Here is a 23,685-nt window from a genome sequence, read left to right as displayed (position 1 = left end):
ATTCAGAGCCATGTAAATATTATCGGCTGCGCATCGAATGCCTGGCATTTGATAATATCTATAAGGCAAATGGGTCCGGGATAGTTACAGTCTTGCGCTTCGCTGTCTGTGGGCCTCGTACATCAGAAGGGCCGCTGCAATGGAGGCATTCAGGGATTCCACCCTGCCCTCCATGGGGATCTTGAGATACTGTCCTGCCTGGTCGGAGATTTCCTTGGATAAGCCGTTTCCTTCGTTGCCGATGAGGAACGCCGTAGGTTCCCGGAAAGAAAAGGAATCGTAGTATTCCTGTCCTTTCAAGTGTGCCGCATAGGTGTGGATACCTTTTGCATGCATCTGTTCCAGCACCGGTGCCAGATCTGGCACGTAGACAAAGGGTACCCGGAAAATAGACCCCATGGTGGCACGGATGGTCTTGGGATTAAAGATATCAACCGTCTGGTTGTTCATGATAACACCCGTTATCCCTGCTCCTTCTCCGGTACGGATCATGGTTCCCAGATTGCCCGGATCCTGCAGATTTTCCAGCATCAGGAATAAAGGATCCGGCTGTTCCAACAGCTGTGTCAGGTCATAGACCGGTTGTTCCAGCACTGTCAGAATGCCCTGGGGGGTCTGGGTATCCGCCATTTTGGCAAAAACTTCCGTGGAGACGGTCTCGTAACCGGTCTGCTGCAGCTTGTCCCAGAATGCCGCGTCTCCATTCTGTGCATTCTGCCGGATCTTTTGCTCCAGTTCTTCCGTAAGGTAGACCTCCCGCACGTTTTTTACCGGAGCCTCCTCACACATTCTGACACCTTCTGCCAGAAATACGTGATCCTTGCGGCGCTCCTTTGCCTTGGTCTGCCACTGCACCACCTGTTTTACTTTTGCATTGTTGTTGCTTGTGATCATATCTGTCTGCTAACCGCTCCTAAACATCATAATAATATGGTTTCTCCGTTCTGCGAACTCTCGAAACCATAACAAACATGCGTAATCCGGGCTAATCGCCCTACTTACTTATGTTTGTTTACTCCTCTCATAGAATGATCCCCTGCCTGCAAGCAGTCGGGATGCATTCTATGGATGAGTTTATTATAGTCAAAAAGGCATTTCCACGCAATGGGAAACGCCTTTGTCTTCATATCCGTTCAGACACTCTTATTTATAAAAGTGCCTGCTTCGCAGTCTGAACTGTTAAATTAAATTAGATGGACAGCAGATGAGATACCTCGAACTGGTACTCATTGATGCCCTTCTGCATCTGCAAAGCCTCTTCGATATCGAAATCGATGAACTCACCGTGCTGATAACCTACGACACGGTTGGTCTTGCCTTCCAGCATGATATCTACTGCGTAAGCACCCATGATAGATGCATAGTAACGATCCTTGGCAGTAGGGCTTCCGCCACGCTGCATGTAACCTAAGATCGTAGCACGGGTCTCAATACCGGTAGCAGCCTCGATACGCCGGGCCATGGAAGTGGAATGTCCGATTCCCTCGGCATTGATGATGATATGATGGGTCTTACCATGCTTACGGTTGGTAATGATATTATTGATAATATTCTGTTCGTTGTAATCGTACTTCTCGGGAAGCAGGATATCCTCGGCACCGTTGGCAATACCGCACCACAGAGCGATATAACCGGCATTTCTGCCCATTACCTCGATGATACTGCATCTCTCATGAGAGGAAGAAGTATCCTTAACCTTGTCGATTGCCTGCATTGCTGTGTTGACAGCAGTATCGAAACCGATTGTGTACTCGGTACATGCAATATCCAGGTCGATGGTTCCGGGAAGACCGATAGTATTAATACCAAGTCTGGACAGTGCCTGTGCACCACGGTAAGAACCGTCACCGCCGATGACAACGATACCGTCGATACCGTGCTTTCTGCAGATCTCAGCACCCTTCTTCTGTCCTTCCGCTTCCTTGAACTCCAGACAACGTGCGGTTCCTAAGATCGTACCACCGCGCTGAATGATATCGGATACGTCCTTGGCTTCCATATCTATGATCTCTTCATTCAAAAGACCCTGATAGCCTTTTTTGATTCCCTTAACCTTCAGTCCTCTTGCAATGGCTGTACGAACAACTGCACGAATAGCAGCGTTCATTCCCGGTGCATCACCGCCGCTGGTCAATACGCCGATCGTCTTAATCTCTTTTGCCATGACTGTTACCTCCTAAGTAAACGAACGAATAGTTTTCTCTTCTCGATTCCTTATTTTAATCTATTTTTGAGCGGTTTTCAATAGGTTTCGTTATAAATTTAACATTTTCTTTTCCGAACAGCACTGTAAGCTTTTCCATTAATGCCCCGTCAGCTTTTACCTGGAGATTTTGGGGCAGGATCTTAATATTTTTAATGTCCCGCAGATAGATCACCACATCGTCATCCCCGTCGGAATCCGCAATGGCCTGCAGCAGTTCCTGCTCTCTGGTCTTATAGGCCTCCATATTGGGGAACTGGATCCAGGCTCCCGCCGGCATGCCTTTTTTCTGAGGGGTTCCATTTGCCTGTGTACGCTGCCCGGACTGCATTTGTCCTGCTGCCTGACCGGTCTGTCCCACCGACATACTGCTGCTGTTCATACCGTCATTTTGGTATTGTCCGTAGCCGTTCCCGGCATTCCGGTATCCACCGGCACCGCCATTTCCACTTCCGTTTCCGTAGGATCCGCCGCGGCTGCTGCCGCCCCGGCCTCCGTAATTTCTGGGGAACAGGGGCTGGTTCGCCGCTCTCGCAGCCTGCGCATCCTCGAAACTGATGATCTGGTCGCAGATCAGCTTGCCGTCCTTGTCTTCTTCCAGGGATACTCTGCCCCGGATAAACACCTTCGCATCCTCCACAAGCAAGGTGCTGTAGCGCTCGTACACCTGTGGAAATACCACGACTTCCACATTACCGATCAGATCCTCCACATTCAAAAATGCCATGATCTTGTCATTCTTGGTGTATTTTACTGTCTTGTCCGCGATCAATCCTCCGATGACTGCATTGGCCTGGTCCCTGACTAACTGCACCTCTCCGGTCTCTTCATCCAGGGCAAAATCCCCGGCAGTATTGCTGATGCAGTTCTGCCACAGCTCCTGATATTCCTCCAGGGGATGACCGCTGACGTAGACACCCAGCACCTCTTTTTCGAAGCCCAACAGCATCTCCTTATTGTATTCGCCCACATCCGGCATCCGGATATCGAATTCTTCCTTATCTTCTTCCCCTGCAATGTCAAACAGGGAGATCTGTCCGGCCAGATTGTTCTTTTTATCATGGGCAATATGGTCCGCGATCTGCACATAGACACTCATGAACTGTTTTCTCGTACCGCCCAGTCCGTCCATGGCTCCTGCTTTGATCAGGTTCTCAATAGCCCGCTTATTCATCTCTTTTTTATCGGACATGCGGGTAATAAAGTCCTTCAGATTCGTGAAAGGGCCTCTTTCCTTACGCTCCTGTACCAGGCTGTCAATGATGGGACGTCCCACACCCTTGATAGCTGTCAGGGCATAGCGGATCTTGCCGTCTGTCACAGAGAATCCGGCTTCTCCCGCATTTACATCCGGCGGCAGAATGGCGATATTCATGTTCCGGCAGTTCAAAATATACTCCGATACTTTTTTCGGGTTATCGATGACGGAAGTCATCAACGCCGCCATGAATTCTACGGGATAATAGTATTTCAAATACGCTGTCTGGTAAGCCACTACCGCATAACAGGCCGCATGGGACTTGTTGAACGCATATTTGGCAAAATCCATCATCATATCGTAGATCTGCCCTGCTGTCTGCTCGTCAATGCCGTTGGCAATACAGCCGGGGACATTTTCCTCCGGGTTGCCGTAGATGAAGTTGGCCCGCTCTTTTTCCATGACGGACTGTTTCTTCTTACTCATGGCACGGCGCACCAGATCGCTTCGTCCCAGTGTATAGCCCGCCAGATCACGAACGATCTGCATTACCTGTTCCTGATATACAATACAGCCGTAGGTGGGCTTTAAGATCGGCTCCAGCTGGGGACAGGCATAAGTTACCGCATCCGGATGATTTTTACCCTGAATATACTTCGGGATAAAATCCATAGGACCTGGACGATACAGGGAAATACCAGCCACCACATCTTCCAGATTCTGGGGACGCAATTCCTTCATGAAGCTCTTCATTCCGGCACTTTCCAGCTGGAACACTCCTTCCGTTCTGCCGGTGCCGATCGATGCCAGCACCTTCGGATCGTTGTAGTCAATCGCATCCACATCAATATGTCTGCCGGTGGTATTTTCAATGAATTTTACCGCATCATGGATCACTGTCAGCGTGCGCAGCCCAAGGAAATCCATTTTCAGAAGCCCCAGTTCCTCCAATGTCGTCATGGTAAACTGGGTAACGATGGAACCGTCGGAGCCTCTGGACAGAGGAACAAATTCATCCGCCGACTTCTGGCAGATGACTACACCCGCTGCATGCATGGAGGTATGTCTGGGCAGTCCTTCCAGACGCTTGCACATATCAATCAGATGATGTACCTGTTCGTCCTCCTGGTACAGCTTACGGAACTCCGGATTCATTTCCAGAGCCTTATTCAGGGTAATATTCAACTCGTTGGGAACCATCTTCGCAATGGAATCCACAAAAGCATAGGGCAGATCCATCACACGTCCCACATCACGGATGACACCCTTGGCTGCCAGGGTACCGAACGTAACGATCTGCACCACCTTGTCGTTGCCGTATTTTCTGCCCACATAATCAATGACTTCCTGTCTCCGTTCGAAGCAGAAGTCCACATCAATATCGGGCATGGACACACGTTCCGGATTCAGGAAACGTTCAAACAGCAGATTATAATGAATGGGATCAATGTTGGTGATCTTCAGGCAATATGCCACGATACTTCCCGCAGCGGAACCTCGTCCCGGTCCCACCGGAATCCCGTGCTCTTTCGCATAGTTGATGAAATCCCATACGATCAGGAAATAGTCCACATATCCCATTCTGCGGATGACACCCAGCTCGTAATCCAGACGTTCCCGCAGGGTCTGTCCGGTCTCCCCGGCAGGCTGGTCACCGTCACCGTAACGCTCTGCCAGTCCGTCATCGCAGAGCTTATTCAGGTAGCTCCAGGAATCGTACCCCTCCGGCACATCGTATTTCGGCAGCTTCGTCACGCCAAACTCTATCTCCACATTACAACGGTCTGCAATCCTCTGGGTATTCTCCACGGCCTCCCATGCATAGGGGAACAGTCCCTTCATTTCCTCTTCGCTCTTGACGTAATACTGACCGCCCTCATAACGCATGCGATCCTCGTCCGCCAGCTTTTTGCCGGTCTGCAGACACAGCAGAATATCGTGGGGAATCGCATCCTCAGCATAGGTGTAATGCACATCGTTGGTGGTTACCAGCGGAATGTCCAGTTCTCTGCTCATCTGGAGCAGTTCCATGTTCACCGTACGCTGCTCCGGGATACCGTGATCCTGCAATTCCAGAAAATAATTGCCCTTGCCGAAGCAGGCCTCGTATTTGCGGGCCGCTTTTCTCGCTTCGTCCTTCATTCCCTTCAGAATAAACCGGGGCACTTCACCTGCAAGGCAGGCAGACAATGCGATAATTCCCTCGTGGAACTCCTGCAGCACTTCCATGTCCACACGGGGTTTATAATAATATCCTTCCGTAAAGCCACGGCTGACGATTTTCATCAGGTTCGCATAGCCGGTATTGTTCTCCGCTAACAGCACCAGATGGTGATAACGGTCCTCTCCACCGGTCAGCTCCTTGTCAAACCGGGAGTTGGGAGCCACGTACACCTCACAGCCCAGGATCGGCTTAATTCCTGCTTCCCTTGCCGCACGGTAGAAATCGATCACACCGTACATAACACCGTGATCGGTGATCGCTGCGCTGTTCATGCCCAGTTCCTTGACTCTGGCTACGTACTCCTTGATCTTGTTGGAACCGTCCAGCAGCGAATATTCTGTATGAACATGAAGATGTGCAAATGCCATTTTGTCGTTCCCTTTCTAGTGCAGTTCTTTTGCTTTTCTGACGCATTCCTCGTAAGTTGCTCCCACCTGTTCCCTGTGGTAGCCGGGAGCCAGCATCGCCGCGAAATACAAGGTCTCCAGTGTCTCTTCCTGTGCCGGTGTGGGATGGGAAGGCACCACCACACGGGTACTCCATATTAACATACAGCCGGTATACTCCACCATGAAAAATATGGGCTCCATATTTTTCTCCATACGGCTGTTCAGTGTCAGTTTATCTTCGCCGGAGATTTCCTCCAGCTTTTTGATATGAGAAGGCTGTGGCTCTTCCACACTGCCGTCCGGCAGGATCACGCACTCGCAGGGATCCATATCCTCTCTGTGTGCATTGATAAATTCCATGACAGTCATTCTCACACCTCCTTTGTTCCGTCTGTCAGTCTGTCTGTTCTTCCGCCCGGACCGCCCAACGCATCTTCGTGGAACGGGCTCTGCCGTTCTGTACACATTCCTCCGCAGAAGGGCGGATCACGTCTTTCGCATAATCGGCATAAATGCCGTTCCGGTAGCCTTCCTTCAATGCCTGCTTCACCAGCTTGTCTTCGCCGGAATGGAAAGTCAGGATAGCTACTCTTCCGCCAGGTTTCAAGGCTCCCGGCAGCTTTTCCATGAACTCATACAATACTTCAAATTCGCGGTTCACATCAATACGCAAGGCCTGAAAAGTTCTCTGACAGGTCTTTTTGATGGTATCCTTTTTCTCCTTCTCCGGGAGGAAATCCAGAGTCTTTTCGATGACTTCCCTTAATTTTGTAGTAGTATCGATCCGGTGTCCTTTACGGATCTCATCGGTGATGGCCTTCGCCAGTTCCTCGCAGTAGGGTTCGTCGGAATTCTCGTAAAGCATTCCCGCCAGTTCTTCTCTGCTGATGGTATCCAGGCGCTCTGCTGCACTGATTCCTTGCTGCTGATTCAGTCTGAGATCTAGCGGACCGTCCACCTTGAAAGAAAAACCTCTGCTGGGATTATCGATCTGCATGGAAGATACTCCCAGATCCGCCAGAATAAAATCAAATCCGCCGACCTCTTTTGCGATCTCATCTATAGTGCAGAAATTCTGTAATCTGATGGTCAGAATCTCTTCTCCGTAACCGGCCTCTGCCAGTCGTTTCTTCGTCTTGGCAGACTCCTCCGGATCTACGTCTGTGGCATAGATATGCCCACGCCCCTGCAGCTGCTCCAACATGGCTTTCGTATGTCCACCGTAGCCCAGTGTTGCATCAAATCCGGTCTCTCCCGGCTGGATCTTCAGGAAATCCAGAATCTCCTTTACCATAATGGAGATATGCATGCCTGCGGGAGTGTTTCCCTTCTGAATCACATGGGCAATGGTATCTCCGTATTTTTCGGGCTGTAATTCCTTATATTTTTCCTCAAATTTTCTGGGGTATTTCCCTTTATAACGCACCCGGCGCTTGTGGGGTGTCTGTTCCTGATCCATTCCCATGGTTACCTCATTTCACTCATTTTGTTCCAGTTCTGTTCCCTGTAATTATATCGCATATCAGATATCCTTGTCCACTTCCTGTCAGAGAAAAAAAGCAGGCATCGTTGCCGATACCTGCTTTTCCAGCTGTACTATATTTTTCTCAATGTCTCAGCCGTTCTTATTCCTGAGGAAGAATAAACTTGCTGATCAGCTCATCCAGAGAGATTGCCTGTGCAGACAATTCCTGGCTGGTAGCGGAAGATTCTTCTGCGGTAGCGGAGTTGGACTGTACTACCTCGGAGATCTGGTTGACACCCTGCTCTGCCTGATCCATGGCATTGGCCTGGTCCTTGGAGATCTCGCTGATACTGCGGGAAGACTCTGCAATCTTGCCGATACCGTCTACTACGATCTCGATGGAAGCAGCAGCGCTGTCTGCAGCCTGGTTGCCTTCCTTGATCTCCTGCATGGAACCTTCAATCAGGTCTCTGGTATCTACAGCAGACTTGGTACTCTGCTCTGCCAACTGACGGATCTGGTCAGCAACCACAGCGAATCCACGGCCTGCCTCACCTGCTCTGGCTGCCTCGATGGAAGCATTCAGGGACAACAGGTTGGTCTGGGATGCAATATCCTCGATTTCAGAAATGATATTGCCGATCTTGTTGGAAGTATCACTGATTCTGGCCATAGCATCCACCATAGCCTTCATCTCTGCTCTGCTGTTATCTGCTTCGTTTGCATATTTTCTGGCCTGCTCATAGGACTCCTGTGCCTGTTCAGCAGCCTGCTCAATATTGGAAGTAATGTTGGTAATGGTAGCCTGCAGTTCTTCTACGGCACCTGCCTGCTCGGTAGCGCCCTCTGCCAGATTCTGGGAAGCATCTGCCAGGTTAGCTGCACCTGCGGATACCTGCCTGGAAGACTCCTCGATGGAACGCAGTGTCTGAACCATCTGTGTCTTCATGTTACGGATAGACAGAAACAACTGTTCAAAATCACCCTGATACATATCCGGGTTCTTGGAAGTGATGTTGTAATTGCCGTTTGCCATCTGGCTCATAACTTCTCCGGTGTCGGCAATGACAAAACTCAGCTTTTCTGCCATTTCATTTGCAGAATGAATCATGTCAGCGATCTCATCCTTACTGTTCAGTGTCGGGAACGGATCGGACAGGTTACCCTGTGCAAAAGTCTCCAGACGCTTTGCCAATGCATCCAGCGGTGCTGCGATTCCCTGAGAGATTGCATGTTCCATTCTCGTTGCAATGATAATTGCCAGCACGATCACACCAACAATGATAAGCAGGAAAATAAATCCCATGATATTCAGTATGGAAGAAAGGGAATCTCCTTCACGGACATTCTCGTTCATAAGTTCACGCATGGTATCATAAATTTCATTATAAAGCGGTGCTACCTGATTCTGCATCAGCTCCTGTGCCTGCATACGCTTCTCTTCCATATCCACCTTACCGGTATTAATGGCCTGCTGATCCAGCTCCCAGTACTGCTGAATCTGCTCATTTACCTGATCATACAGTTCCTTCTCCTTTGAAGAAACAACAGTCTCGCCGACAACTTCCCAGTATTCAAGAAAAGCCTGCTTCTTCTCATCGTGAGTCGTGATCAGACCGTCCACCAGATCCGGGTCGTTATATCCTATGATTCCACGGGTTGCGGATCTTACATCCGTGAATACAGTCATGGCCTTACCGATATCTCCCTGTGAAAAACCGTAATTGGTCAATGCATGCTGATAGCGGTTCATGGTAACGATCATTGCCAGTGCTCCGAGCACTCCTGCAATAGATGATATAACTACAATAATGACAAAAGCTTTTTTCAGGCGCTGCCTGATTTTCAAATTTTCGAACATTTTCCTCTCCTTACTATTGGTTGATAACAAGTCATATTATAATATTGTAACATTTTGTAAAAATATGTAAATAACTTTTTTAATTTCGATTATATTTTTATATTTTATTTGTCTTTTCCCTGTTTTCCGTGTGTGGCGGATCAATATTCTCCATTAAACGCATTCACTGTATACACAGAAAACTCTCCTCAACAGAATAACATCTGTCCGGAGAGTTTTTCATAGTAATAGTAATATAGGAGATTATAATGCTTTTTTGATGGCTGCCATCAGTTCGTCATAGGTCTCATAGGCCGGCAGCTCCGGATGATCCTTCTTGATCTGTTCGGTGCTCTTGAACAGGAACCCTGCCTTGCTGGCCTGGATCATGCCCAGATCGTTGTGGCTGTCACCGCTGGCGATGGTCTGGAAGCCGATAGACTGCAATGCCTTCACCGTAGTGTACTTGGAATTCTCCACACGCATCTTAAAACCGGTGATTTCACCGTTGTCAGCTACCTCCAGGGAATTACAGAAGATGGTGGGGTAACCCAGTTTTTTCATCAGAGGGCCCGCAAACTGTGAAAAAGTGTCGCTGATAATGATGACCTGGGTAATGGAACGCAGCTCATCCAGGAATTCCTTCGCCCCGGGGATGGGGTCGATCTTCGCGATAGTCTCCTGAATCTCCTTCAGTCCCAGACCGTGTTCCTTCAGGATGCCAAGTCTCCATTTCATTAATTTATCGTAATCCGGCTCGTCTCTGGTGGTTCTCTTCAGTTCCGGGATTCCGCTGGCCTCCGCAAAAGCGATCCAGATCTCCGGCACCAGTACTCCCTCCAGATCCAGGCATACAATATTCATATCCATCCTTATGTCCTCCCAGTAAATTCAAATGTATTTGTGACAAGTATACCCCATTTTACCTTTTTACGCAACCTTTTACTTTATTGTTGTAACGTGTTCTTGTAATGCAGTTGTAAATTTTTCTCAGATATATCATCATACGCACACAATTTTGAAACGAATATTTCCATGTGTTTTACATATTTTCGTTTCATGTCGTAGATGCCAAAGAGTGCCGCTTCACATTGTTTTCTGAAATTTGCTTGTAAATTCCACTTTTTTCTGTTATTTTTGTGACATTTTAACTGTTTACTTTGTTCTATATGTGCTATAATAACCATAGTGCAAAAAGAACTTCTACAAGCTCTCATCTACACGAAACAAACGTAGAGATCGAGGAGGTCATTATTATGTTGACATTAAAAGCTGAAAAAAGAAATCCTGACGAAAAAGCAAAGAAATTAAGAAGAGACGGTTTTATCACCGGTGTTTTGTACGGAAAAGAAATGAAAGAGAATGTTTCCCTGAAATTCACAGAGAAGGATGCATCCGCTTTTATCAAGAATGCAAAAGAAGGCACCCAGGCTTATCTGGAACTGGATGGTAAGAATGTAGATGTTCTGGTAAAAAATATTGATTTTGATCCTCTGACCAAGAAATATATGGCTCTGGACTTTCAGGCTCTGGTAGCCGGCGAAATCGTATCCGCTACTGTTCCCATTGTCTATGTGAACGAAGACAAGGTACAGGGTATCTTCGAAGCAGAATTGTCCGAGGTGCATTACAAAGCAGATCCCGCACATCTGCTGGAGCCCGTTGAAATTGATCTGGCCGCTCTGCCCCAGACTACGAAGACCATGTATGTCAAGGATCTGAAGCTGGAAGAAAAAGGTGTGCATGTCACTACCTCCGGAGAACAGCAGCTGTTCCATATCGGAGAGTATGGGCAGGAAGAGACAGACGAGACCGAGGAGACAGAGGAAACCAAATAAAACGCCATGCTTCATTCATACATGTGCCGCATAAAAATCAAAACAGGAACTGTTCCCTGTGAGTAAACTCCCGGGAACAGTTCCTGTTTCATTTTTGCATGGCTCGTAACTATGCCAGGTATTTCTTCAATAAATCCACCTTGTCCAGCTTCTCCCAGGGCAGATCCACATCGGTACGTCCAAAGTGGCCATAGGAAGCGGTCTGCTTGTAGATAGGTCTGCGCAGATCCAGCATCTTGATGATGCCTGCGGGTCTTAAGTCGAAGTTCTCACGAATGATCTCCACCAGCTTATCATCATGCAGTTTGCCCGTACCGAAGGTATCTACCATGATGGAAGTAGGATGTGCCACACCGATAGCGTAAGACAGCTGGATCTCACACTTTTCAGCCAGTCCTGCCGCTACGATATTCTTGGCAACGTAACGTGCTGCGTATGCCGCACTTCTGTCCACCTTGGTGCAGTCCTTGCCGGAGAATGCTCCGCCGCCGTGACGTGCATATCCACCGTAGGTGTCTACGATGATCTTACGGCCGGTCAGTCCGCTGTCGCCGTTAGGTCCGCCGATTACGAAACGTCCGGTAGGATTGATGAAGAACTTGGTGTCTGCATCGATCATGTCTGCGGGCAAAACAGGATCGAATACATACTTCTTGATGTCCTCATGGATCTGCTCCTGAGATACATGTTCGTCATGCTGGGTAGACAGAACGACTGCCTCCAGACGAAAAGGCTTGCCATTCTCATCATACTCTACGGATACCTGACTCTTTCCGTCGGGTCTTAAATAGGAAAGTGTACCATCCTTACGAACCTTGGTCAGCTGTCTGGTCAGCTTGTGTGCCAGAGAGATGGGATACGGCATATATTCCGGAGTCTCATCCGTAGCATAGCCGAACATCATACCCTGATCTCCGGCACCGATGGCATCCAGCTGTTCATCGGTCATGTGGCTTTCTTTTGCTTCCAGGGCCTTGTCTACGCCCATGGCGATATCAGTGGACTGCTTGTCCAGAGATACCATAACGGCACAGGTGTTGCCGTCGAATCCCTTCTCGGAAGAATCATAGCCGATCTCGGTCACGGTCTTACGAACAATAGCGGGAATATCAATATTTGCCTTGGTGGTGATCTCACCCATTACCAGTACGAAACCGGTATTGGTGCAGGTCTCACATGCTACACGGCTGAACGGATCCTGCTCCATCAGCGCATCCAGTACCGCATCAGATACGGCATCACAGATTTTGTCGGGATGTCCTTCGGTTACGGACTCCGATGTAAATAAACGTTTTTCCATTTGTCCTCCATTCTGCTTCCCTGTGGGAAGAGGGTCTAGTGTATGAGTTGCTAAAGTCCTGTCATTCAGAGCCTCATTCGTAAAATCAAATTTTCAATGCCGACAGCTCTGAATGATGCAAAAAAGTCCGCTTTCATAAGCGGACTGATTTATTGTGCGATCAAATCCTCTTATTGTTCGACAGTTATTCGCTCAGGTGGGCACCTTCCGCATTCTGCGGGGTTGCCGTGGCTTCATCGATCCTATGTATCTCCACCACTCTGAATAAGGGAAAGTCTATATGAACTTTTCTACGCTAATTAACTTACTATGAGTTACCTGTTTTGTCAACAGACATTTTTTTCAAAATGTCATTCTGTTGTGGTTTATGAGAAATCCACTCATTAACCGATCTTCAGCTTGAACTTCTGCAGGTCCCGCTCCGTCTCGATCAACTCGATCTGGGCTCCCAGTCCCTGTAATTTCAGGTGGAAATCCTCATAACCTCTCTCAATATAGCGGATATCATCCACAGTAGAGAATCCTTCTGCAGACATGGCAGCCAGTACCAGTGCTGCTCCCGCCCGCAGATCCGGTGCGGAAATATTGGCTCCGGTATATCTGGATACACCGTCGATGATAGCGGTGTTGCCTTCTACTTTGATGCTGGCGCCCATACGGGTCAGCTCATCCACATATTTGAAACGGTTCTCGAAAATACTCTCCGTCACGATGCTGGTTCCTTTGGAAAGTCCCAGCGCCACTGTGATCTGGGGCTGCATATCCGTAGGAAATCCGGGATAAGGCAGGGTCTTCACCTGGGTATGCTTCAGAGGCTTGGACGCTACCACACGGATACAGTCATCCGCCTCCTCTACTTCACAGCCAATCTCCAGAAGTTTTGCCGTAATAGACTCCAGGTGCTTCGGAATCACATTTTTCACCGTCACATCGCCCTTGGTCACTGCCGCTGCGAACATAAACGTACCGGCTTCGATCTGATCGGGAATCACGGCATACTCTGTGCCATGCAGATGGGAAACACCCTTGATACGGATCACATCCGTACCGGCACCCTTGATATTTGCTCCCATGCTGTTCAGGAAGTTCGCCAGATCCACCACATGAGGCTCCTTGGCAGAGTTCTCGATAATCGTGGTGCCTTCCGCCATTACCGCAGCCATCATGATATTGATGGTAGCGCCGACACTGACCACATCCATATAAATATGGCTGCCGCGCAGATGCTCCGCCTGTGTCTTGATCAGGCCATGCTCGATCTTCACGTCCGCGCCCAGAGCACGGAAGCCCTTAATATGCTGGTCGATGGCACGGCAGCCGATATCACATCCACCGGGAAGTGCCACTTCCGCATGCTTGTATTTACCTAACAAAGCACCGATCAGATAGTAGGACGCTCTGATCTTCTTGATATTTTCATCTTCTACTACAAGTTCACTGATGTTGGATGCATTGAGAGTCACTTTGTGACGGTCGGTTCTCTTTACGATCACGCCGATGTTCTCCATGGCGCTCAAAAGGACATTCGTATCTCTTACATCCGGCATATTTTCTATATAAACAGTCTCATCCGTCATCACGGAAGCAGCAAGAATAGGAAGTGCCGCATTCTTGGCACCTCCTATTTCAACTTCACCGACTAATGGATTACCGCCTTTAATTGCGTATTGTTCCATTGTTTCTTACCTCTGTCATTCTCAGATCAGAAAAACCTTCTTATGCACTTATACCACATTTTCGCACATTTGTAAATACAACGCCCTAATTCAGGTACTTCAACGGGTTCACCTGGCTACCATTAATGAGGATCTCAAAGTGAAGATGAGGTCCCGTACTTACGCCGGTATTACCGCTCAGTGCAATACGTTCTCCCTGTTTTACCGTCTGGCCGACCTTGACGAGCACCTTGCTCAGATGTCCGTATCGGGTCTGTCTGCCGTCTTCATGGTTGATATAGACACAATAACCGTATCCACTTCCCCATCCGGCTCTGGCCACTGTACCGCCGCAGGATGCAAATACCGCAGTTCCGGTAGGAACCGACCAGTCCACACCCTTATGGTAGCTGCTGGCACCCTTGGTAGGTGACTTTCTGCGTCCGAAATTGGAACTCAGACGTCCACCGGAAATAGGCTTGATATAGGTCGGAGGAATCTTGGTGCCTCGTTCCACAATCTTGGGAACTGCCTCCATGACCACTTCTTCCTTCAGAATATCCCTGGTGACCTCTCTGTCATTCAGATAAGATACATCCGCCACTACCCGACGGAAACCGGCGGAGGGCTGCTGCAAAATCTTGGTCTGGGTCGTATACCAGGAATCGTTGTCCACATAAATTACATCTGCATCATAGATTTCTTCATAATAATTCTGCTCCATGCGCTCCACGGACAGCTCCGGCTGCGGCACGGTAATGATCAGCTTGTCCCCTACGCGGATCGTAGAATTTTCATCGGTCAGTGTCTCGCTGTTCATGGCGATGATCTGATCCATCGGAATATTTACTTTAATCGAAATCTCCGACAGGGTATCTCCGCTGACTACTTCATATTCTCCGGGGGTCTCCTGATCCTTGATCACATCCTCGATTGCCTGATCCAGCGGAGTCAACATGCTTTCCGGAAGATAGGTCTCTACGATTTCCACCTTTTCCGCAAAGTCCATGGTCATCAGCCCAAGATCATAGTCTTCGAAATCTTTTTCCCCCTGCTGGTCTGCCTGGGAGCCCGCCTGATCCAGTACGGACTGTACACCGCCTGCATAGATGGATTCTTCCTTCTGTTCTTCCTGAGCGGTCAGTTCCTGTTTATTGACTACCTCGGTGGTAAGAACATTGAATTCCTTCTGTGCATCGTGAGTCAGTTCCACGCTGAATTTGTCTTCACTGTCGTATTTGTCCACTGCTGCCTGCAGCAGAGACTCCACATCCTCCACGCTGGACAGGTTGACCATATATTCATTTACTTTCATTGTATAGGATCTGTGGGAAGTCTCACGAATACTGCTCTCCAGTTCCCGTTCCATGGCTGCCAGCAGATTGTCCTCATTGTCCAGTGTTCCCCACAGCACTTCTTCACCGACCAGCTTTAAATCTGCGTCCACAAAGATCATATCATCACTCTGGGAAGCGATATTCCTTCTGGCTTCCTGCAGAAGCTGCTCCGCTCTGTCTGCTTCGCCCACCGTTCCGATCTCATTGCCGTTCAGGAACACGTGGAAGTAATTCTCTCCGGTCTTTTCAAACGCTGCATACCCTTTGAGGAAAAAGAGGCTCACAAAAAGAGTGGCCAGCGTTGTTTTCACATATGTATATTTTACTCTTTTCGAGTAAGATGTCAGTTTCTTCATGAATTCCTTCTCGATCTATCGTATCTGAAAACAGTATGCCCCCTTCGGGCATTCTGTATACCTGTCTTACTGTAATAACTTTGTAACATATAGATTCTATCAGCATTTATATGCCTTGTAAAGAAAGAATGTCTGTTCGATTTTTTTGTTTTCTCCCGAACCGATCTATGCTATACTGGAAGTAAATAAAACGGTCTGATCCGGAAAGGAGACGCCATGAGGGAACCGGTCATTTTTCATATTGATGTCAATTCCGCTTTTTTAAGCTGGACGGCGCTGGCCCGTCTGGAACAGGGGGATCCTGTGGATCTGCGCACGATCCCTTCCATCGTAGGCGGTGACACCTCCACCAGACACGGTGTGGTTCTGGCCAAATCCATTCCCGCCAAGGCTTTCGGCATCACTACCGGTGAACCGGTGGTTAATGCCCTGCGCAAATATCCGCATCTGGTCATGGCTTCTCCGGATCATAATATGTACCGTCTGAAAAGCCAGATGCTTATGGAACATCTGGCGGGTATCTGCCCCGACATCGAACAGGTCAGCATCGATGAATGTTATATGGACTATACGCCCATTGCGGCGAACTACGTCTCTCCCGAGGAAGCCGCTGCTTTCATTCGTCACTCTGTTTTTGAAAAATTTAAATTTACGGTAAATGTGGGAATTTCGGATCGAAAGGTTCTGGCCAAGATGGCCTCTGATTTTGAGAAACCGGATAAGACTCACACCTTGTATCAGCGGGAAATAGCGCAGAAAATGTGGCCGCTGCCTGTTTCCGCCCTGTTCACCTGCGGACATTCCAGTGCGGAGACTCTCCACAAATTAGGTATTCTCACGATCGGGGATCTGGCAAAGACGGATCCTGCGATCCTGGAAGCACATTTAAAAAGTCACGGTCGTTGTCTGTGGCAGTATGCCAACGGCATCGACGATTCCACAGTAGTCCTGGCTCCTTCCAAGGCAAAAGGGATCGGCAACTCCACCACTTTAAGCAGCGATGCCACCACCAAAGAGGAAGCCTGTAAAGTATTGCTGTCTCTGTGTGAATCCGTGGGCAGGCGTCTACGGGCCTCCCACCAGTTGGCAGGACAGATCTGCACGGAGATCCGGTACAGTGATTTCCGGAACGTTTCTCACCAAATGCCGATAGACATTCCCACGGCTTCCGTGAATCTCCTGTACGAAGATGCCTGTGCATTATTCGACGAATTATGGGATTCCACTCCCATACGGCTTCTGGGGATCCGCACTTCCAAGCTGGTGCCGGAAGACGAACCGGTTCAGCTCAGCCTGTTTGATTTTCCGGCTCCCCGTTCCGAGAAACAGCAGAAGCTGGATGCCGCACTGGATAATATCCGGGCAAAATATGGCAAGGATGCCATCAAGCGGGGGCGTTTTCTCTAACGCTGCGTGGTAATGATCATGTTGAGTACCGCCTTGGTCTCACCCACATTGTGATAGACATGTTTCCTGTCACAGGCAAAATAGAGAGAACCACCTGTCTTCACCAGAAAACTGGAATCTTCCAGAATCAGTTCGACCTCCCCGGATACCACCGTCAGGTATTCCCAGGTCTGCTCCCCGTGGGATTCGCTTTCCATCCGGGCATTTCTGGTCAGCTCGCCCTGATAGATCTCGAAATTTCTTCCGGCATCGTAGGGCAGCATCACATAGATCCGGTATTCCCCTTCCTTTGCCTTGCATACCGGAGCCTCTTCCGGAGACGGCACCACCATGATTTCTTTCCTATTATAAATCAACTGTTCAAAAGGTACCTTCAATCCCTCCACGATCTTCCCGATAGTGGACACCGTGGGATTGGATTCTCCTCTCTCGATCTGTCCCAGCATGCTTTTGCTGACACCGGTACGCTCCGCCAGCATATCCAGACTCATATTTTTGGATTTGCGGATTCTTTTCAGATTGAATGCTATGTTTTTATCGATCTGTGTCATATGCTTCACCCGGACTTTCCCATGATTGCGGTACCCGGCAGATATTTTCCCGCCACCGCATAAAAAAAGCATCAGACTCCCGTCTGATGCTACTTCTTCGTAGTAAAATTTACCATGTTCTTATTTATGACTTATGATACCGAAACGGAGGGCAAACGTCAAGTAATTTTTTACCTGTGTTACTCATCGCTTCTTTACACTATATCCGAAGGTTCCCAGCAATTCGCCACAGCCGAAATAGGAACCGTGGGAATAGATGATGGGTTCCGCCTGCTCCAGGTGGAATTTGTGCTTCTCATCCATATATTTTTCATCGGCATGTACTGCCACCACATCCGCCAGGAACATATCATGGGATCCCAGCGGCAGGATCTGTCGCACCTTACATTCAATGTTCACCGGACTCTCTTTTATCATCGGTGCTTTCACCTCAGATGCCGGAATGGGAGTCAGTCCCATTTCTTTGAATTTATCCACGTCCCGTCCGCTTTTCACGCCACAGTAATCTGTGGCAAATGCCAGCTCCTTCGTGGTCAGATTGATCACGAATTCTCCGCTCTCCTTTAGGATCGGATAGGAATATCTCTCGGGGCGTACGGAGATCGACACCATGGGCGGATTGGTACATACGGTTCCTACCCAGGCCAGCGTGATAATATTGGGGCGGCCGTCCCGGTCAGCCAGGCTCACCATGACCACCGGCAGGGGATACAGCATATTTCCCGGCTTCCAAAGTTGTTTTCCCATTTCCGTAAAACCTCATTTCCGTTACTTTCTTATCAATTTCAGCATTCTTAAATGAATACTTTATCTGCCTTTTCAGAAAATGTGCAAAATGCTCAATACATGAAGAACAATATCCGCAACCGTCAGAACTACTGCCGCAATGGATACTCCCAGCACACCGTTCAATTTACCGCCAAGGTTTTCCTTTACTTTTGCTGCGATGGCTTCGGTCTGCTTCTCGTTCTCTTCTACCACAACCGCCTGTACATTACGGTATACCTTTACGCATTCCTTATGTACATTCTCTTCCGTAGTGCTCAGTTTCTCATCCACATGCTTCTGAAGCTCGTCCAACACCTTGGTACTCTGCTGCAGTTCTTCCAGTTTGGCAGTATACTGCTGTCCCAGAGCTTCCAGCTTCTCTGTGTTCTCCTGCTGCAGCTTCTGCAGGGCAGCCACGCCTTCCTCGGAAAGCTTCGTCACTTCCGGAGCAATGGTCTCGGACATCAGCTTCTCCATCTCCTGATTGATCGCTTTCAGTTCCTTATTGACCTGCTGCATCTGTGCCAGGCACTCGTCGTATTCCCGCAGCTGGCTTTTCAGCTGATCCATCTCTTCGGCATCAGCCGCGGAATTCGCCTTGATCATTTCCTGGGCATTCAGCTTTTGTGCAAGTTTATCCATAAAAGTATCCATCCATCTTCCTCCAAACATATTTCGTCCCTCATGTGAACAGTTTCCCTTTTCAACTGTCCCTATTTTACCATGTTTATTCCCCGGTTACAACCAAAACCCCATGAATACTGTGTTTTCATGGTTTACGCATTTTTATGCAATTTGTACAGTTTCTTTTTTGGTTTCTGTACTTTTTCGTAAAATTCACCAAGTTTTCACATCATGTTCATAATTTGTTCATAATTGGTTGGTATACTTTAAATACAGTCAAGGAAGAGATAAGACTTCCGGATAACAAAGCATATAAGATAAATTTTTTCATAATAGCCCAGGCGCCGAAAGGTGTCTGGGCACTCCTCATTTTATGGGGATTTTCCTGTCATCCCATTACTGTTTTGACCATAAAAAAGAATCTCGCTTGCGAGATTCTCCGCCTGCGGCGGGTCGCTTTTGCGACATATTTCATAACCGCCGCAGTGCGATCCCTGCGGAGCATTTTTAATTCATAGGAAGAAATTTCCTATGAATTAAAAATGCTTCTGTCGTTTGTATTACACCGGCAGAAGCTTTTGGATTATTTGGATGTTACGCTATTTAATTGTTTTTCCTCTTCTCTCTTTTGGCTGATGGCTAGTATCTCTTCGTTCAGAGACAGCATCCTCGCATCCAGATCAGACACCATTCTCGCACACTCCACCAGTTCATTTTTAATGCTCTCCGGAGCATCGCCCTCGAATTTGTAATGGATCTTATGCTCCAGGCTGGCCCAGAAGTCCATGGCAACCGTCCGGATCTGTATCTCCACCTTCGTATCCACCGTGCGGTCCGACAGATAGACCGGAATACTGACGATCATATGATAGCTTTTATAGCCACTGGCTTTGGGATACGTAATGTAATCCTTCACCGCGATCACCTGAATATCCTTCTGATCCCGGATCATATCCGCAATGCGGTAAATGTCCGATGTAAAGGAACAGATGATGCGGATGCCAGCAATATCGTTTATGTATTTTACCATGTTATCTATGGTGGATTCCTGCCCGTAGCGTTTGAGCTTTTTCACAATGCTTTCCGGGGTCTTGATCCGTGCCTTGATGTGTTCGATGGGATTGTACTGGTGTACATGCTGAAACTCGTCGTTCAGAATCTGCATCTTTGTCTCCATCTGACGCAGTGCGGCGCTGTATACCAGCGTGACCTCCTTCCAGCTGTCGATTCCATCCCCGTTTTCTACCTTAAACTCCATATTACCTCTCAATCTCTTCTGTCACAGAAGGCTCTGCGACCATTTTTCATATTTGTTACTTCCGTAGACGCTTTTTCGTTACGGAAATTCTGCATTCGTACGTTGATATTTATGATAATTATAGCATACCTCCTTTTAAAAATGTATAATTTTAACAAAACCTTTATTATTTTTTAAGATTGATTGGGCAGTTTTATAGTACGCTTTCGCAAACGTGCCGATTCGGCGGACGAAAGCTATCCCATATACAATATAAGATGGATCTGATGGTTGTGTGACTTTTTTTGCTTGCAGGGGAAACCTCTTCCTATTATAATTTATTATTAACGACCAATATGTCTGATTTTTTGCGTAAGGAGATTTTCTATGTTCCGTATGTGGGCCAAAATTTTTAAAAATAATCATATGCTGAAAGACACCTGCATCGAGGACGGCAGTGACGATACCCGTACCCATAAAGTTTTTCACTCTCTGGACGAAGTCTGCCATCAGTTTGATCTCGGTACGCCCATCTGGCTGGATATGAATATTGCAGACTTTAAACGTCACAACAAGACCCGTTTTACCCAGGACAGTTTTGTAGAGTCCATCGATTTTGACTATCTGGAGATCCAGATCATTGAGGAGGATTAAGATGAACAGCAATTATTCCGCACAAGAGAAAAATTTTGCAACCGCATTGCTGCATAATCTGTGGAAATATCTGTTGCTTGCCGCATCTATAGTTGCTACCGTCAAGATTATTTTCTTCGGATTCGACATTGACGAGCAGTATGCCGTATCTATGGCTTACCGTCTGGTACAGGGAGACAGAATGTTTCTGGAAATGTGGGAGCCTCATCAGACTTCCGCGTTCTTTTCTGCTGCCTTTTTATGGCTGTATATGCAGTTGTTTCACACCTTAAAATACTCCGTGCTCTTTCTGCGAATCGTAGGTGTCGTTACACAGTTGCTCATCAGTATTCTGACCTACCGGACTTTCCGTAAGTTTGTAACTGAGAATACTGCTTTTGTCATTGCTGTTTTTTACTACAATATCATTCCCAAGAACAGTACCGTTCCCGATTTTTCCAATATGCTTCTGTGGTTCAGTACTCTGGTCTTCTTAAGCTTTCTGGAATTTAGTCTGAATCGCGGTACCTCCGCACGCCGTCCTGCCTTTTTCCTGATTGCCGCCGGAGTAAGCACTTCCCTTCTTGTGCTTTCTTATCCCACCTGTATTTTCGTGGTACTTCCCGGATGTATCGGTATCTGGCTGTTATCTGCTGCCGGAAACCGTCTGAAAAATCTTCTGATTTATCTCGGGACCTGTGGTGTCTGCGGTCTGGGTTGGTTGGCCTACTTTTTGTGTCATATGTCTTTCCGGCAGTTTCTGGATGGCTTGTCAGAAATGCTGACCGACGGCTCCCAAGATGTCGGACTGCTTGGGAAATTAAAAGATAACCTTTCCTGCCTCGGCGAAACCTTTCCTTATCTGCTGGTCGCTCTGGTGATTACTTTGGTATTCTGGTGTTTTTTCCGATTCATATGCCGGAAAAACTACCGTTTCTTCCTGTTGTTGATTATTTCCCTGATTCTGGAACAGCTTTTTGTATGGTATCGGTTGCAAAAGCATATCGAGTATCCCGGGTTCGTCTATCTTCTGTTCCCGCTGTGGGGCATTTATTGTTATTTCCGCCGTAAAAAGTCTTCTGGCGAATTGGCCCCTGTTTATAAGGCATTGTTCTGGTTTGGAAGTATTACTTCTCTGTTTTTGCTCCTTGCCGCTTTTACAGCCAGCAATACAATGCTCTACGAGTCTGCCGATTATATGGCTATCGGTATGTTGGTTTCTTTATGCTATGCAGAGCGGGAAACATTGGAATCTCCCGTTTTCTGGAAATCTTTTGTCCTGCTGTTTGTGGGACTTGCCGTCATTCACAAAGGATTTCTGTTGTATAATATTTACGGTCACGACACCATTTTCGTCACACGGCAGAAGGCGGAAGAGGGCCCCATGGCAGGAATCTACGGCCGGTATTCCGATGGCTACGAGTATAATATCCGAGGACGTCTGTTAGACGAATTCATTCCCCGGGGCAGCAAAGTACTGATTGCCAGCCATAAGAGCATTATGTATCTTCAGGAGGATTACGTGATCTGCAACTATTCCACCATCAGCACTCCGACCATCGATGAGCGCTTATTCCAATACTGGACGCTCTATCCGGACAAAGTGCCTGAATATATTGTATGGGATAAAGGTTCTGAAGGCTACATTGCAACAAATCCGGAAGTAAATGCCCGTCTGGTAGAGAATGCGGAGTTACTGGTTGATGATGAAGGACTGTTGATCTACAGACTTCCTGCCAATCCTTATTGATACTTTTCTCCCAAATATCTGAATGACTATTGACTTTTCCTTTTTTATGCAGTAGTATTTGCATTGTCAGATGTAGTTTTGAAAACTACATATAAAAGTATTTCAGAATATGTGTTGTTATTTGGAATAGTAAATACTATTGTCGGATAAAATGATCTTAAATAGATTCGATTTGCAGACGGCAGCTGCTGTCGGGAAAAGGAGGAGTTATTATGCAGATTACCATAAGAGAGCCGGGAAGTGCCATTACCCATTTCATTGCCATGATGATGGCAGTGTTCGCAGCTGTGCCACTGTTAGTGAAAGCCGGTGTACAGTCCGGGCAGGAGAATTTCCTGGCCATGGCCATTTTCATGGGCAGCATGATCCTGTTATACGGTGCCAGCGCCACTTATCATTCCGTGGACCTCACCGGTAAAAGTCTCCGGGTCTTCCGGAAGCTGGATCATATGATGATCTTTGTATTGATCGCCGGTTCTTACACGCCGGTGTGTCTCATTGTGTTGGGCGGTAAGCTGGGATATACGCTGCTGGCTCTTGTCTGGGGCATTGCCGCTGTCGGCATGATCGTAAAAGCCTGCTGGATCACCTGTCCCAAGTGGTTTTCCTCTGTGATCTACATTGCCATGGGCTGGGTATGTGTCCTGGTATTCGGGCCTCTGCTGAAAACTCTGTCCACGCCCGCTTTTCTCTGGCTGTTGGCCGGCGGCATCATCTACACCGTGGGCGGTGTCATCTATGCCCTGAAGCTGCCGATCTTCAATGCGAAACATAAGTTCTTCGGCTCCCACGAAGTGTTCCACCTCTTCGTCATGGGCGGAAGCGTATGTCATTTCATTTTTATGTATTTATATGTAGCATAGCTACGAGCCATGCAAAAATAGAGTGGAACACCTCGATGGGCGCTTGC

At 47.8% G+C, this 23,685-nt stretch carries 19 protein-coding genes and 1 riboswitch; of the genes, 5 read left to right on the top strand and 14 right to left on the bottom strand.

Going from position 1 to position 23,685, the window contains the following annotated elements:
* Positions 1-84: 84 nt before the first annotated feature.
* The 7 genes from ACLTOH_RS13605 to thrH all read right to left on the bottom strand — a co-directional run bounded on the left by ACLTOH_RS13605 (position 85) and on the right by thrH (position 10,183).
* Positions 85-894 carry a TrmH family RNA methyltransferase gene (locus tag ACLTOH_RS13605; RefSeq protein ID WP_412224258.1) on the bottom strand — a complete coding sequence of 270 codons (810 nt, stop codon included), beginning with the start codon at positions 892-894 and terminating at the stop codon, positions 85-87.
* A gap of 295 nt (positions 895-1,189) precedes the next feature.
* Entirely contained in the window at positions 1,190-2,164 is a 975-nt protein-coding gene (gene pfkA, locus ACLTOH_RS13600) for a 6-phosphofructokinase (protein WP_117464717.1), read from the bottom strand.
* A gap of 55 nt (positions 2,165-2,219) precedes the next feature.
* Complete coding sequence (locus tag ACLTOH_RS13595; RefSeq protein ID WP_227064569.1) at positions 2,220-5,993, bottom strand: DNA polymerase III subunit alpha; 3,774 nt, start codon at positions 5,991-5,993, stop codon at positions 2,220-2,222.
* 15 nt (positions 5,994-6,008) lie between these two features.
* Positions 6,009-6,383, bottom strand: a complete 375-nt coding sequence (locus ACLTOH_RS13590) for a hypothetical protein (RefSeq protein ID WP_118501935.1) — start codon at positions 6,381-6,383, stop codon at positions 6,009-6,011.
* Between the two features lie 25 nt (positions 6,384-6,408).
* Positions 6,409-7,473, bottom strand: coding sequence for a 16S rRNA (cytosine(1402)-N(4))-methyltransferase RsmH (gene rsmH, locus ACLTOH_RS13585; protein WP_227064571.1), 1,065 nt, complete (start codon positions 7,471-7,473; stop codon positions 6,409-6,411).
* Positions 7,474-7,639: 166 nt separating this feature from the next.
* Entirely contained in the window at positions 7,640-9,340 is a 1,701-nt protein-coding gene (locus ACLTOH_RS13580; protein ID WP_227064769.1) for a methyl-accepting chemotaxis protein, read from the bottom strand.
* A 243-nt stretch (positions 9,341-9,583) separates the two neighbouring features.
* A complete protein-coding gene (gene thrH / locus ACLTOH_RS13575) occupies positions 9,584-10,183 on the bottom strand; it encodes a bifunctional phosphoserine phosphatase/homoserine phosphotransferase ThrH (RefSeq protein WP_117464803.1) in 600 nt (199 codons plus the stop codon).
* Between the two features lie 392 nt (positions 10,184-10,575).
* Here thrH and ACLTOH_RS13570 point away from each other — a divergent pair, with 392 nt between their 5' ends.
* Positions 10,576-11,157: a 50S ribosomal protein L25 gene (locus ACLTOH_RS13570; protein WP_022312266.1), complete on the top strand. Its 582-nt coding sequence runs from the start codon at positions 10,576-10,578 to the stop codon at positions 11,155-11,157.
* 109 nt (positions 11,158-11,266) lie between these two features.
* Here ACLTOH_RS13570 and metK read toward each other — a convergent pair whose 3' ends face one another.
* From metK to ACLTOH_RS13555, 3 genes are all read right to left on the bottom strand, one after another.
* A complete protein-coding gene (gene metK / locus ACLTOH_RS13565; RefSeq protein WP_022312267.1) occupies positions 11,267-12,457 on the bottom strand; it encodes a methionine adenosyltransferase in 1,191 nt (396 codons plus the stop codon).
* Positions 12,458-12,624: 167 nt separating this feature from the next.
* A riboswitch (SAM riboswitch) is annotated at positions 12,625-12,728 on the bottom strand.
* 112 nt (positions 12,729-12,840) lie between these two features.
* Positions 12,841-14,133 carry a UDP-N-acetylglucosamine 1-carboxyvinyltransferase gene (locus ACLTOH_RS13560; RefSeq protein WP_118501932.1) on the bottom strand — a complete coding sequence of 431 codons (1,293 nt, stop codon included), beginning with the start codon at positions 14,131-14,133 and terminating at the stop codon, positions 12,841-12,843.
* A gap of 85 nt (positions 14,134-14,218) precedes the next feature.
* Positions 14,219-15,805 carry a M23 family metallopeptidase gene (locus tag ACLTOH_RS13555; protein WP_117464723.1) on the bottom strand — a complete coding sequence of 529 codons (1,587 nt, stop codon included), beginning with the start codon at positions 15,803-15,805 and terminating at the stop codon, positions 14,219-14,221.
* Positions 15,806-16,021: 216 nt separating this feature from the next.
* Here ACLTOH_RS13555 and ACLTOH_RS13550 point away from each other — a divergent pair, with 216 nt between their 5' ends.
* Positions 16,022-17,212, top strand: coding sequence for a DNA polymerase IV (locus tag ACLTOH_RS13550; RefSeq protein ID WP_118538528.1), 1,191 nt, complete (start codon positions 16,022-16,024; stop codon positions 17,210-17,212).
* Here ACLTOH_RS13550 and ACLTOH_RS13545 read toward each other — a convergent pair.
* The 4 genes from ACLTOH_RS13545 to ACLTOH_RS13530 all read right to left on the bottom strand — a co-directional run bounded on the left by ACLTOH_RS13545 (position 17,209) and on the right by ACLTOH_RS13530 (position 20,413).
* Positions 17,209-17,835, bottom strand: a complete 627-nt coding sequence (locus ACLTOH_RS13545; RefSeq protein WP_022312271.1) for a helix-turn-helix domain-containing protein — start codon at positions 17,833-17,835, stop codon at positions 17,209-17,211. The genes ACLTOH_RS13550 and ACLTOH_RS13545 overlap by 4 nt on opposite strands.
* Positions 17,836-17,946: 111 nt before the next feature.
* Positions 17,947-18,510, bottom strand: a complete 564-nt coding sequence (locus tag ACLTOH_RS13540; protein WP_117464725.1) for a flavin reductase family protein — start codon at positions 18,508-18,510, stop codon at positions 17,947-17,949.
* Positions 18,511-18,582: 72 nt separating this feature from the next.
* Positions 18,583-19,185 carry a hypothetical protein gene (locus ACLTOH_RS13535; RefSeq protein WP_412224257.1) on the bottom strand — a complete coding sequence of 201 codons (603 nt, stop codon included), beginning with the start codon at positions 19,183-19,185 and terminating at the stop codon, positions 18,583-18,585.
* Positions 19,186-19,738: 553 nt separating this feature from the next.
* On the bottom strand, positions 19,739-20,413 hold the full coding sequence (locus ACLTOH_RS13530) for a GTP pyrophosphokinase family protein (protein ID WP_022312527.1): 675 nt from the start codon (positions 20,411-20,413) through the stop codon (positions 19,739-19,741).
* A 366-nt stretch (positions 20,414-20,779) separates the two neighbouring features.
* On the opposite strand from ACLTOH_RS13530, the gene ACLTOH_RS13525 reads away from it, so the two are divergent.
* The 3 genes from ACLTOH_RS13525 (at position 20,780) to trhA (ending at position 23,638) form a co-directional block, all read left to right on the top strand.
* Entirely contained in the window at positions 20,780-21,046 is a 267-nt protein-coding gene (locus ACLTOH_RS13525; RefSeq protein WP_022312526.1) for a hypothetical protein, read from the top strand.
* Position 21,047: 1 nt separating this feature from the next.
* Positions 21,048-22,775 carry a hypothetical protein gene (locus ACLTOH_RS13520; RefSeq protein ID WP_412224256.1) on the top strand — a complete coding sequence of 576 codons (1,728 nt, stop codon included), beginning with the start codon at positions 21,048-21,050 and terminating at the stop codon, positions 22,773-22,775.
* Between the two features lie 212 nt (positions 22,776-22,987).
* Positions 22,988-23,638: a PAQR family membrane homeostasis protein TrhA gene (gene trhA / locus ACLTOH_RS13515; protein ID WP_172594694.1), complete on the top strand. Its 651-nt coding sequence runs from the start codon at positions 22,988-22,990 to the stop codon at positions 23,636-23,638.
* Positions 23,639-23,685 lie beyond the last annotated feature (47 nt).

Source organism: Waltera sp. (assembly GCF_046969025.1).
GTDB classification, from domain to species: domain Bacteria; phylum Bacillota; class Clostridia; order Lachnospirales; family Lachnospiraceae; genus Acetatifactor; species Acetatifactor acetigignens.
The sequence above is the reverse complement of the archived record's forward strand: the minus strand, read 5'-3'. Positions and strand labels throughout refer to the sequence as shown.

Bases quoted from the DNA above. Each gene is read 5' to 3' on its own strand.
- ACLTOH_RS13590 (WP_118501935.1), bottom strand. From the start codon at position 6,383: ATGACTGTCATGGAATTTATCAATGCACACAGAGAGGATATGGATCCC.
- ACLTOH_RS13580 (WP_227064769.1), bottom strand. From the start codon at position 9,340: ATGTTCGAAAATTTGAAAATCAGGCAGCGCCTGAAAAAAGCTTTTGTC.
- rsmH (WP_227064571.1), bottom strand. From the start codon at position 7,473: ATGGATCAGGAACAGACACCCCACAAGCGCCGGGTGCGTTATAAAGGG.
- thrH (WP_117464803.1), bottom strand. From the start codon at position 10,183: ATGAATATTGTATGCCTGGATCTGGAGGGAGTACTGGTGCCGGAGATC.
- ACLTOH_RS13550 (WP_118538528.1), top strand. From the start codon at position 16,022: ATGAGGGAACCGGTCATTTTTCATATTGATGTCAATTCCGCTTTTTTA.
- metK (WP_022312267.1), bottom strand. From the start codon at position 12,457: ATGGAAAAACGTTTATTTACATCGGAGTCCGTAACCGAAGGACATCCC.
- ACLTOH_RS13595 (WP_227064569.1), bottom strand. From the start codon at position 5,993: ATGGCATTTGCACATCTTCATGTTCATACAGAATATTCGCTGCTGGAC.
- ACLTOH_RS13555 (WP_117464723.1), bottom strand. From the start codon at position 15,805: ATGAAGAAACTGACATCTTACTCGAAAAGAGTAAAATATACATATGTG.
- ACLTOH_RS13570 (WP_022312266.1), top strand. From the start codon at position 10,576: ATGTTGACATTAAAAGCTGAAAAAAGAAATCCTGACGAAAAAGCAAAG.
- ACLTOH_RS13520 (WP_412224256.1), top strand. From the start codon at position 21,048: ATGAACAGCAATTATTCCGCACAAGAGAAAAATTTTGCAACCGCATTG.
- pfkA (WP_117464717.1), bottom strand. From the start codon at position 2,164: ATGGCAAAAGAGATTAAGACGATCGGCGTATTGACCAGCGGCGGTGAT.
- trhA (WP_172594694.1), top strand. From the start codon at position 22,988: ATGCAGATTACCATAAGAGAGCCGGGAAGTGCCATTACCCATTTCATT.
- ACLTOH_RS13540 (WP_117464725.1), bottom strand. From the start codon at position 18,510: ATGGGAAAACAACTTTGGAAGCCGGGAAATATGCTGTATCCCCTGCCG.
- ACLTOH_RS13530 (WP_022312527.1), bottom strand. From the start codon at position 20,413: ATGGAGTTTAAGGTAGAAAACGGGGATGGAATCGACAGCTGGAAGGAG.
- ACLTOH_RS13525 (WP_022312526.1), top strand. From the start codon at position 20,780: ATGTTCCGTATGTGGGCCAAAATTTTTAAAAATAATCATATGCTGAAA.
- ACLTOH_RS13545 (WP_022312271.1), bottom strand. From the start codon at position 17,835: ATGCTTTTTTTATGCGGTGGCGGGAAAATATCTGCCGGGTACCGCAAT.
- ACLTOH_RS13560 (WP_118501932.1), bottom strand. From the start codon at position 14,133: ATGGAACAATACGCAATTAAAGGCGGTAATCCATTAGTCGGTGAAGTT.
- ACLTOH_RS13535 (WP_412224257.1), bottom strand. From the start codon at position 19,185: ATGGATACTTTTATGGATAAACTTGCACAAAAGCTGAATGCCCAGGAA.
- ACLTOH_RS13605 (WP_412224258.1), bottom strand. From the start codon at position 894: ATGATCACAAGCAACAACAATGCAAAAGTAAAACAGGTGGTGCAGTGG.